The following is a 7,853-nucleotide window of genomic DNA, read 5'->3' as shown; positions in this document are numbered from 1 at the left end:
GTACCGCTTCCGGTAATTGTAAGCTGAGCTGATTCCCTTAATGTTCCGCACATTTTGATACTGGCAATATCAAATGTATCTGCCGCATTTTCCGAAACGCTGATGCTATAAACAGCCTCAGAACCACCAACCATTCCCTCTTCCTCATGCAGCCGCACAATGGTTACTTCTGGATTATGCCATAATAAATTTGTTGTGTTTTCTGACATACTTTATTACCTCCTAAAATTTTTTATGCAGTGGATTTGAGTATTAACAGTACGTTTTTCTTTTTCGTATCAATTACTCAAAATACAAGATTTCGTCGTTCCTGTTACCTCTAACTCCCTTGCATATAAACATTGTATCATGTATTTTTATGCATGCTATGCAACTTGAGATATCTGGTAACTCTTTTACTGATCACACTTTGATCCAGATGGATCTTCCTCTCCACTTCTTTCTGCGTCAAGTTTTCCAGATAGAGGTAACGAAATATCATACGGGTTGTAACATCTTCAATATCCGTAATAAACTCCTCCACCTCCAGCTTTTGTACCTCACACTCTTCCATCTGATGCTTCAGTTTTTTCTCAAGTTCCAGTACGCGTCTCCTTTTATCTTTACTACAGCCCATCGCCTGATTTTTTTTATCTGCAAGCTGCATCTTTAATGACGCAATCTCTTTTCCAAGGACTTTATATTCTTCTAACATCTTCTTGTCCAACATATCATACTCCTCCCATATTTCAGTTTTATAAATACAAACGTAACGATTTCCACCCTTTGGCATATACTATTTCGAGGTGATTAAAATGCAGTCTTGTGAACTGGTAGCAACAATCAGCGCCATCGCATGTGCCATATCCAAAGGGAAATCTCCTGATGAAATAGCCCTTATGGCTACGATCTTCAGCCAGTTAGGTGATACTCTGGCTACGATATCCGCCCAGGAAGCGCTTTGCGCACCAAACAACAGAGCAGCAGTCACGCCAACGGATACGCTAAGGGATACATCAATGGGTACATCTACGGATGCATCAACGGATACATCAATGGGTACGTCTACGGATGCATCAACGGATACATTAATGGGTACGTCAACAGATGCATCAACGGATACATCAATGGGTACGTCTACGGATACGACAGCAAATGCGTCAGCGGATACACCAAAGGACACGGAATAATTTCTGGGTCCTTTTCTTCAGTTTTTCTTAAGTATCTTTATAAATCTTTTATTCTCCTGCCACAACTTTGACACATTTACTTGTTATATTATGTACATACAAAGCGATAGAGCTTTTTTACATATACTTTTCTCTCCCTCCTGGACTAGCTGCGGCTGGTCCTATTTTTTATTCTTTTTACCATAACGCTCGTGTAAGATATCCCACTCGTCCCACAAACTCTGAGGTATATTACATGCTTTATTTTGCTCTTTTGTCCGTCTTTGCAGTACATAGGATACACTGCCTGCTGACACCTTGGCTGCCCTGGCAATCTGACGGTGAGTATATCCCTGCTCATGCAGTTTTCTGATTTCTTCCTTTTTTTCATTACAGAGTGCTTTCAAATCTGCCTGCCTCCTTTTCCTTCCATCAAGAACATTTTCTTATGCCATCCAGGCATACCAATAATCCAAAAATCTCTTTTACGGTGTAACTTTTCTCTTCATCTATATCTGTTAATGTTTCAAACCACCCCTCAGCAAAGGCAACCGCACATTCCTGTGTAAACCCTTGCACTTTTGAGCGTTCCTCTATTCTATTGATCAGCATGCGCATATTTCCTTCTCCTTTTCCTATATTTACTTTTTCTGTGGTCATCTGACTCTCTGTGTGAGGTTCATCGACGACGCTGCTTCCGAGGCTGCAATATTTAAAATTTTCCTTACTTCATCATCTTTCCTGTCCCGATAATAATCATCGCAGAAACAAACTTTTGTTTCGCCTGTTTCTATTTCTTCTATAATATGTCCCATAAAACCCTCACCACCTCCAGTATTATCTTATGAAGAGACTTCTGTCCTTGTTTCAGATTTCATAAAAAGACCGGTATTACACACCTTTTATTTCTGAAATAACTTTTCTCTCTTCCATTGACATCGAATATATTTAATGGTAAAATATTCCTATATTCGAACACTTGTTTGTTTTTTTATTTTTTCCTATAGAATAAATAGTCGGGGCTGTACTTTGGAAATAATACTTTTTGTATTTTCAAAGCATCTTCATAATAAAATCCATTTTTTGTTGCCCCGTTGACAATATCACTGACAGTTTGATAGCGGTACCCCAGAAGCTCTCCCATTTGTATAAAAGTGACTTTTTCAACTTTCATTACCTCTAAAAGATTGTTATACATATTTATCCCCCTTGATTCGTAATTCCGTATTCGATATAGCAATTATATTCTTAATTCAGTATTATGTCAATAGGTTTTGTTCTTAATTTCGAATTTATTCGTAATTTCGAATATTTTCAATTTACAAAATGCGAATTCTAGTATATAATAAAAAGAAAACAAAAGAGGTGAATATCGTGGAAAAAGCAAGAATCTTGGAGAATTTAATTAAGGAGCAGGGCTTTAATCTCAAATCTTTTGCTGCCAAATGCGGCATACCGTATACTACGCTTTACGGTATAATTAAAAATGGAGTTGGGAAAGCCAGCGTCGACAATATCATCATCATCTGCAAAAATCTTGGCATAACGGTAGAATCACTGGAAGATATGGCAAAAGGCGGCTCTCAGAACCAATACGAGCCTTCGTACGATGATATGGAACAGCTGATTGCCCGCAACGGGAATAAACTCACAACAAAGGAAAAAATGAAATTAATCAAACTCTTGTCCGAATTAGAATAATTCGGGAAGGTGAGTTTTATTGGACTATCAATTTATTCAAGAAAAAGTATCTGATGTAATCATAGAGTGTGGGATCAAATCTTTTCCAATTGATACTTTTCATTTATTACGGCATTATGGCTACAAGATTTATACCTATGATGAAATCCGGTATCAAAACGAGCAATTATACGAAGTTGCCATAAAGTATTCATCCGATGCTTTTCGTTTTAAAGGCATTGTCTGTTACAATTCAAATCAGGCTTCCGGACGCATCTGTTTTTCTTTGATGCACGAACTGGGGCACCATATACTGGGTCATAACGGAGAGCAAAAACAAAATGAAATAGAAGCAAACTACTTTGCAAGCAATATTCTGGCACCGCGCATGGCCATTTATTATGCCGGCTGCAAAAATGCAAACGATGTCCACCGGTTATTTAAGATAACATATGAAGCTTCAGAATATGCTTTTGAAGATTTCAGACGCTGGAGACGTTATCTGGTTACTCATGGACACCGGTTTACTCCGGTTGAAATGGCGATATACCATCAATTTTATAATCAAGACCAGGATAAATTCGTATGGAGTATCCGGGAGTGCAGTAAGTGCGGCAGATCCATTTACAATGACCTGTTTGCCAGCCTATGCTGCCGGTGTAAGCAAAAAAAGATATCTCGCAGAAGTAAAACGTTTCTTTGTGATGATCCAATATTTGGACTTTTCTGTGACGAACAGAGCCAACAGAATATTCGAATTGCGGAATACAAATGGCTCTATGGAGACGATTACTAAATGAATTTTCAAATATGCTTTAGAGCGTGTTTTAAAATTGCTTTCTGGCAGCTGTGCGTCACAGTTTGTGGGAGATTTGTCCCGGATGAAGGGCGCGTAGCAGGCTACGTAACCTGAATTCGGGGCAAATATGCCGCAAAGTGGGGCGTGCAGATGGCAGGAATGAATTTTCAAACACGCTCTAGCGCGAACAATTTCTGAATTTAGGTTCAGCTGATTATGGTTCAGCATAATGGGACCCCGGGGTTGTGGCATGCCGGACGCTATTGGTATGGAACATATAAAATGCATAAAGTAGCTGATTATCTGCATCCTCTGCGTATTTGTTTAGTCCGTGTCTTTTACTTTTACTACGCATTAATTATCACTCCGCTCAATAGAATAAACCAGGGGTGATACTATGAAACCTTACTATATCTATTTAAGGAAATCCCGCACCGACCGTGAAGCGGAGCTGCATGGAGAAGGCGAAACGCTTGCCCGTCATGAAAAAGTTCTCTTAGAGTTTGCCCGCCGGAATCAGATGCAGGTCTCTAAAGTATTTCGGGAGATAGTTTCCGGTGAAACGATTGCTGCACGTCCTCAGATGCAGGCTTTACTGCTGGATGTGGAACAGGGATTGTGTGAAGGCGTTCTGGTAATGGAAATTGAACGTCTGGCGAGAGGGGATACAAAAGATCAGGGCATTGTGGCTGAAGCTTTTAAGTATGGAAATGTAAAAATTGTTACACCCATGAAAACCTATGATCCTGCTAATGAATTTGATGAGGAGTATTTTGAATTCGGACTTTTTATGAGCAGACGTGAATATAAAACCATTAATCGAAGAATTCAGAGAGGGCGTATCGCTTCTGTTAAAGAAGGAAAATTTATTTCCAGCATAGCTCCCTATGGTTATGACAAAGTACCAATTGAAAATGATAAAGGCTACACTTTAATGATTAATCCGAAAGAGGCTGAAGTTATAAGGATGATTTTTAACTGGTATACGGCTGGAATCATGCAGCCGGATGGTACCTGCCGCCGATTGTCTACTGCTGCTATATGCCATAAGCTGGATTTACTTCATCTGAAGCCCCAAATAAAAGACCACTGGTCACCATCCAGTATACGAGATATTTTAAAAAACCCGGTATACACTGGCTCTATCCGTTGGGCATACCGTAAGGAAATGCGGATTCTTAAAAATGGAATGATCGAAAGGCACCGAACCACCTCTAATGACTATATTCAGTGTAAAGGGCTTCACGAAGCTATAATTTCTCAGGAAATCTTTGACACTGCTCAAAAACGAATGCAATCCAATCGAAAATCACCCACGAAATGCAGTAATCTTCTAAAGAACCCACTTGCCGGAATTATAATCTGTGGAAAATGCAATACGCCCATGACACGTCTGGCTCCAAATAAAAAAACAAATTACGCATTCATAAAATGTCCCAACAGAGATTGTGACAATATTTCCGCTCCGCTGGATCTTCTGGAAAAACAGCTGCTGGCAGCTTTAGACTACTGGCTTCAAAATTGCGTACTGAACCTGAATCATAGGAATAACCCAGCTTATGGTGGTAATGAACTTCATTTTCTAAAGAATTCTATTGATGAATTAAAGAAAGAACAGACAGCCTTAGATAAGCAGCTAGATCTTACCTACTCTTATCTGGAACGTGAGATATACACTGAAGTTGAATTTCAGAAAAGAAAAAGTTTTATTTCTTCACAAATAAATGCTTTAAGATCAGACTTATCCACATTACAGTTTGAATATGAACAATTATTGTGTATCCCGCACTCTTCTTCCCCGGAGGCAATAAGGCAGACTAAATATACGTTTGTGGATATTTACTGGCTTCTGGAAAGTGTTACTGGGAAAAATCAATTATTAAAAGCTGTGTTAGAAAAAGTGGAATATCTCAAAACGGAACGGAATAAACGTGGCGAGAAATCCCGGGCAAATTTTCAATTAACTATCTATCCGAAAATTCCCAAGGTATAAATGACCTGCTATCGGAAAATTCCCAATGTATAAATGACCTGTATTCCTGATGTACGTATGTGCAGGTACGCTTAAGGTACAGGTATTAATACTGCTCTTTACCATATGGATCTGAGAAATCACATTCCCTGCCATATGTTCTAATAAAAAATCCACCGCTTCGACCGTGCTTCGCAGTAGCAAAAACATATCCCTGCCATTTTTTGTTCCAGTTAACCATGTCGGCTTCGTGTCCAAGACTTGTAAAGTAATCTTTTGCGGTTCTTACCGGAGTTGGCGCCATTGGATTATCACCACTGTAAATATTTGCAGATACACAGAATTTACTTGCCTTTACTGCTTTCAAAAAATCAATAGACATATTATTAGCAGTTCCGTGATGTCCTTTCTTTAGAACAACAGCATCCAGATCTTTAGGAGTGAATCTTTTTAATTTAAATCTGCTAACAGCTGCATCTGCAGTAATATTATACGCAGCTGCAAGGTCTCTTGCCAGATTAATTTTATTTACAGTACTTGAAACTTTTACATTCCAGTCACTGGTATCTGCCGCTTTTCCCAGGAGCAGTTCTTCTGTAAAAAACTCTGCATCCCCCATAAGCAGGAATTTTCTGCCCCCGCAGATAACTTTCATGACAATAGACTGGTTGTTCAGTGATGAAGTTCCATCCGAAGGATTATCTTTTCCTACTGCCTTACGAATATATTTGAGACCCTGTTCATTATCAGCCGGGTTGGAAAGCCATTGAAGCGGCACCTCATCTGCTTTGTACGGGCTAAGGATATTAAAGATAAGGCCATCAAAAGAGACATAGTTTCCTGCACAAACGGTAATTAATTTTCCTACATTCTCTGCATAATAAATCACATTTTTCGCCCAGGAAGAGTTCTGCATCAACGGCTCTTTATAGTTCTTGCTGAGAACTATGTTTGAAAACTGATAACGCACATTTTTATTTGCGAGATTTGCTTTATTGTAAACAACTTTATTTTGCGTCTTATCCCAGCCATAACCGCTTAGTCCCTCAAAACCAGATATGTGGTCATGATGTGGATGCGTATTAAAAAAGTAATCAATGGTAATCACACCATTAACCGGCTTTAATCCCACCACATTTCTTAAGTAAGCATCAATTTTAGCAGCTCCGTAAGAAGCACCCGTATCAATTAAAGCTGTCTTGCCATTTTTAGTCTTAATAAAAATACTGTCTCCCGTTTCCTTATCTCCTTTGGGGTTAAAACCATTTACATTGATCATATGCAGATCCATCATATGGCTCTTCATGCTTGCCGGAATCTTTACATTTGTCTTTTGCACATGTTTTGTAACCACCGTGTCATTCTCTTTTGACGTGTAAATTTCCAGATCACATCCCAGAGTATACAGCACATCATTGGACAAATTCTTATAAGTGTATTCATTGGTACCACGTTTGGATTTCAAAACTCCGTTTAACGTAAAGGAATAGCTTTTAATATAAAAGGCATCCGGGACACCCACTACAAAAGTAATTCGCGCATCATTTCCCTTTGCACCTCTTTCGCTTGTTTTGTCCATGGTAACAACAATATCCGTTGCAGCCGCCACAGCCGAACTATAATCAGCGGCACCTCTTGTCAATACCTCTTTTTCTGCATACAATCCGATTGTTCCCGGTTCTTCCGGCAATTTTACAACTGCCTGATAGTTTGTACCGCTTCCGGTAATTGTAAGCTGAGCTGATTCCCTTAATGTTCCGCACATTTTGATACTGGCAATATCAAATGTATCTGCCGCATTTTCCGAAACGCTGATGCTATAAACAGCCTCAGAACCACCAACCATTCCCTCTTCCTCATGCAGCCGCACAATGGTTACTTCTGGATTATGCCATAATAAATTTGTTGTGTTTTCTGACATACTTTATTACCTCCTAAAATTTTTTATGCAGTGGATTTGAGTATTAACAGTACGTTTTTCTTTTTCGTATCAATTACTCAAAATACAAGATTTCGTCGTTCCTGTTACCTCTAACTCCCTTGCATATAAACATTGTATCATGTATTTTTATGCATGCTATGCAACTTGAGATATCTGGTAACTCTTTTACTGATCACACTTTGATCCAGATGGATCTTCCTCTCCACTTCTTTCTGCGTCAAGTTTTCCAGATAGAGGTAACGAAATATCATACGGGTTGTAACATCTTCAATATCCGTAATAAACTCCTCCACCTCCAGCTTTTGTACCTCA

Annotated in this window: 10 protein-coding genes and 4 pseudogenes; 5 read left to right on the top strand and 9 right to left on the bottom strand. The window is 39.1% G+C overall.

Going from position 1 to position 7,853, the window contains the following annotated elements; translation table 11 throughout:
* Together QR40_RS29320 and QR40_RS29315 are read right to left on the bottom strand one after the other, a co-directional pair.
* Nucleotides 1-209 (bottom strand): hypothetical protein (locus QR40_RS29320; protein WP_044297916.1); only part of this gene is annotated, 209 nt, incomplete at its 3' end.
* A gap of 137 nt (nucleotides 210-346) precedes the next feature.
* The gene (locus tag QR40_RS29315; protein ID WP_044297915.1) at nucleotides 347-709 is read right to left on the bottom strand and encodes a hypothetical protein; all 363 of its coding nucleotides are present in this window, start codon (nucleotides 707-709) and stop codon (nucleotides 347-349) included.
* A gap of 85 nt (nucleotides 710-794) precedes the next feature.
* Here QR40_RS29315 and QR40_RS29310 point away from each other — a divergent pair, with 85 nt between their 5' ends.
* Nucleotides 795-1,169: a DUF6774 domain-containing protein gene (locus tag QR40_RS29310; RefSeq protein ID WP_044289217.1), complete on the top strand. Its 375-nt coding sequence runs from the start codon at nucleotides 795-797 to the stop codon at nucleotides 1,167-1,169.
* Nucleotides 1,170-1,330: 161 nt separating this feature from the next.
* Here the strand turns inward: QR40_RS29310 and QR40_RS29305 are convergent, their stop codons facing one another.
* The 4 genes from QR40_RS29305 to QR40_RS29295 all read right to left on the bottom strand — a co-directional run bounded on the left by QR40_RS29305 (nucleotide 1,331) and on the right by QR40_RS29295 (nucleotide 2,346).
* The gene (locus QR40_RS29305; protein WP_027293031.1) at nucleotides 1,331-1,555 is read right to left on the bottom strand and encodes a helix-turn-helix domain-containing protein; all 225 of its coding nucleotides are present in this window, start codon (nucleotides 1,553-1,555) and stop codon (nucleotides 1,331-1,333) included.
* A gap of 25 nt (nucleotides 1,556-1,580) precedes the next feature.
* Nucleotides 1,581-1,808: a hypothetical protein gene (locus tag QR40_RS29300; protein ID WP_044297914.1), complete on the bottom strand. Its 228-nt coding sequence runs from the start codon at nucleotides 1,806-1,808 to the stop codon at nucleotides 1,581-1,583.
* Nucleotides 1,805-1,963: a hypothetical protein gene (locus QR40_RS32015; RefSeq protein WP_160295883.1), complete on the bottom strand. Its 159-nt coding sequence runs from the start codon at nucleotides 1,961-1,963 to the stop codon at nucleotides 1,805-1,807. Before QR40_RS32015 ends, QR40_RS29300 begins: the two co-directional genes overlap by 4 nt.
* Before the next feature lie 176 nt (nucleotides 1,964-2,139).
* The gene (locus QR40_RS29295; protein ID WP_044297913.1) at nucleotides 2,140-2,346 is read right to left on the bottom strand and encodes a hypothetical protein; all 207 of its coding nucleotides are present in this window, start codon (nucleotides 2,344-2,346) and stop codon (nucleotides 2,140-2,142) included.
* A gap of 176 nt (nucleotides 2,347-2,522) precedes the next feature.
* Here QR40_RS29295 and QR40_RS29290 point away from each other — a divergent pair, with 176 nt between their 5' ends.
* Nucleotides 2,523-2,849, top strand: a complete 327-nt coding sequence (locus QR40_RS29290) for a helix-turn-helix domain-containing protein (RefSeq protein ID WP_027293028.1) — start codon at nucleotides 2,523-2,525, stop codon at nucleotides 2,847-2,849.
* 19 nt (nucleotides 2,850-2,868) lie between these two features.
* Nucleotides 2,869-3,285 (top strand): annotated as a pseudogene (locus QR40_RS33450) (ImmA/IrrE family metallo-endopeptidase); the annotation flags it as partial.
* Nucleotides 3,286-3,474: 189 nt separating this feature from the next.
* Here QR40_RS33450 and QR40_RS33445 read toward each other — a convergent pair.
* Nucleotides 3,475-3,738: pseudogene (locus tag QR40_RS33445) on the bottom strand (DUF6783 domain-containing protein); the annotation flags it as partial.
* Between QR40_RS33445 and QR40_RS33440 the strand changes: the two are divergent.
* A pseudogene (locus QR40_RS33440) lies at nucleotides 3,661-3,825 on the top strand (DUF6783 domain-containing protein). The pseudogenes QR40_RS33445 and QR40_RS33440 overlap by 78 nt on opposite strands.
* A gap of 199 nt (nucleotides 3,826-4,024) precedes the next feature.
* On the top strand, nucleotides 4,025-5,620 hold the full coding sequence (locus tag QR40_RS29280) for a recombinase family protein (protein WP_044297912.1): 1,596 nt from the start codon (nucleotides 4,025-4,027) through the stop codon (nucleotides 5,618-5,620).
* An 85-nt stretch (nucleotides 5,621-5,705) separates the two neighbouring features.
* On the opposite strand, the gene QR40_RS29275 is transcribed toward QR40_RS29280, so the two are convergent.
* Complete coding sequence (locus QR40_RS29275) at nucleotides 5,706-7,520, bottom strand: ComEC/Rec2 family competence protein (protein WP_044297911.1); 1,815 nt, start codon at nucleotides 7,518-7,520, stop codon at nucleotides 5,706-5,708.
* A gap of 137 nt (nucleotides 7,521-7,657) precedes the next feature.
* Nucleotides 7,658-7,853: pseudogene (locus tag QR40_RS32010) on the bottom strand (hypothetical protein); the annotation flags it as partial.

This window comes from Robinsoniella peoriensis, from assembly GCF_000797495.1.
GTDB lineage: Bacteria > Bacillota > Clostridia > Lachnospirales > Lachnospiraceae > Robinsoniella > Robinsoniella peoriensis.
The sequence above is the reverse complement of the archived record's forward strand: the minus strand, read 5'-3'. Positions and strand labels throughout refer to the sequence as shown.

What these genes read in the sequence shown, in the direction of transcription:
- QR40_RS32015 (WP_160295883.1), bottom strand. Translation starts at nt 1,963, where the DNA reads ATGGGACATATTATAGAAGAAATAGAAACAGGCGAAACAAAAGTTTGT.
- QR40_RS29280 (WP_044297912.1), top strand. Translation starts at nt 4,025, where the DNA reads ATGAAACCTTACTATATCTATTTAAGGAAATCCCGCACCGACCGTGAA.
- QR40_RS29310 (WP_044289217.1), top strand. Translation starts at nt 795, where the DNA reads ATGCAGTCTTGTGAACTGGTAGCAACAATCAGCGCCATCGCATGTGCC.
- QR40_RS29275 (WP_044297911.1), bottom strand. Translation starts at nt 7,520, where the DNA reads ATGTCAGAAAACACAACAAATTTATTATGGCATAATCCAGAAGTAACC.
- QR40_RS29315 (WP_044297915.1), bottom strand. Translation starts at nt 709, where the DNA reads ATGTTGGACAAGAAGATGTTAGAAGAATATAAAGTCCTTGGAAAAGAG.
- QR40_RS29295 (WP_044297913.1), bottom strand. Translation starts at nt 2,346, where the DNA reads ATGTATAACAATCTTTTAGAGGTAATGAAAGTTGAAAAAGTCACTTTT.
- QR40_RS29300 (WP_044297914.1), bottom strand. Translation starts at nt 1,808, where the DNA reads ATGACCACAGAAAAAGTAAATATAGGAAAAGGAGAAGGAAATATGCGC.